This is a genomic window from Salinicoccus jeotgali, from assembly GCF_039538805.1.
GTDB classification, from domain to species: domain Bacteria; phylum Bacillota; class Bacilli; order Staphylococcales; family Salinicoccaceae; genus Salinicoccus; species Salinicoccus jeotgali.
Genome location: NZ_BAABCK010000039.1, coordinates 1 through 1,753 on the forward strand (window position 1 = coordinate 1; position 1,753 = coordinate 1,753).

Consider the following 1,753-nt stretch of genomic DNA (forward strand, 5'->3'; position numbering starts at 1 on the left):
ATTTATAAAATTAAAGGTAAGTCATACCGGATGAAACACACTTAGGCTTTCCTCCACAAATTACATTGTCAAAAACCTACATTTTTAGATTGCCGAAAACCTACAATTTTAAGTTGCCCTTGACAACAATCCTTTTTTCAAAATGGATTCGTCTTGATTAGGGTATTATCCAGGCTTGTCATGCCTTTCTGATCAAACTTTGTTTCAAAGCTACAAAAAGCAGCTTTCTTATAGCCTGTCAATTGCCATAAGAAGCTGCTTGATATCTTTATGCGTATAAACTTTATCAGTGATATCTTTAGCTGCGTGACCCATGATCCGTTTGATTGATAGTTTATTTGCATCAGCATTATCCATAAGGGTTGCGAAGGTATGTCTGCAATCGTGTGGTCTATGATTTAATTCTAGTTGCTGCATAATCTTTTTAAACTTCTCGTGATAATAAACATAATAACTCAACTTACTACCCTCAAAGTTTGTAATCAGATATTCATTATTAGGATCCATACGATTTTCAATTAATTTATGGATTTTTTTATGAATTGGTATGACCCTATTCGTCCCAGCTTCCGTTTTGAAGCCACCCCGAAAATACCTTTCATCTAATTGAATCCTTTTATTTTAAGATATTTAATATGGAATGTTTCGCTGACTATCTAAAGGATAACAATCTTAAAAGTTATTTTAATTTAAGTGATCCTAAGACGATTAAATCAACAGAACCGGTTTATTTCAGTATTCCAAAAAACCAAGATTCGAGAAGACAATATAAAATGCCGAATTTGTATAGCTATATGGCGTTAAATTATTTCATTTGTGATAATAAACAAGAGTTCGTTGATATCTTTTCAAATAATAAATTCTCGACTTCAAAATTTTTTAATCAACTTAATTTTGATTATAGAACTACTCAAGAGATAAAGGAAACTCTTTTGTATGGAGGGACTAAAAAGCTTAACCTTGACCTGTCAAATTTTTATCATACATTATACACACACAGTATCCCGTGGATGATAGTCGGGAAAGAACAAGCAAAGAAAAACAGAAAATCTGGTTTTGCCAATCATTTAGATAAATTTACTACGTTATGCCAATATGATGAAACTCATGGTATTCCAACAGGTAATTTATTGTCCAGAATTATTGCTGAACTTTATATGTGCTACTTTGATAAACGTATGGAAAAGAAAAATTTTATTTATTCCCGATATGTAGATGATTTCATTTTTCCGTTCTCATTAGAAACCACAAAAGAGGAATTTTTAAAGGAATTTAATGCTATTTGTCGAGAGCATAATTTAATAGTTAACGATACTAAAACTAGTGTTGATATCTTTCCTTTTAGAGATGGCGCTAATAAATCAGATTTATTTGCATATCTGGAAAATCTTAATTCCAAAACTACAGTTAATAGGTGGATTAGAGAGATAAATGGATTCATAGATTACTGTATTGATCAAGAATCATCTGGTAATAAAGGTGCAATTAAGGCCCTTTTTACAGTTATGAGAAACGCTCTGAAAAATAAAAAGATCAAAAAAAGAACTATTAACGAAATATTTACTCAGAGGAATCCAATAACTAGATTTAATTTGTTTGAAAGGATTTTGGATGTATCTTTAATGGAGAGACCGTCAATAATTATGTGTAAATAGATAAAATCTTTTCTCGTATGTAATCACCGTGCGACTATTCTTTGAACATCGCCGTCAGTTCTGCCCGTGCCTGGTCGAATCCCAAATGACAACGGGTG

The 1,753-nt window shown here is 31.7% G+C and carries 2 protein-coding genes; one reads left to right on the plus strand and one right to left on the minus strand.

Translation table 11 applies throughout. The features are described from left to right. Positions 1-228: 228 nt before the first annotated feature. Positions 229-612, minus strand: a complete 384-nt coding sequence (locus tag ABD734_RS07770; protein ID WP_344703127.1) for a tyrosine-type recombinase/integrase — start codon at positions 610-612, stop codon at positions 229-231. Positions 613-635: 23 nt separating this feature from the next. On the opposite strand from ABD734_RS07770, the gene ABD734_RS07775 reads away from it, so the two are divergent. Beyond that, positions 636-1,655 carry an RNA-directed DNA polymerase gene (locus ABD734_RS07775; RefSeq protein WP_344703126.1) on the plus strand — a complete coding sequence of 340 codons (1,020 nt, stop codon included), beginning with the start codon at positions 636-638 and terminating at the stop codon, positions 1,653-1,655. Positions 1,656-1,753: the final 98 nt, after the last annotated feature.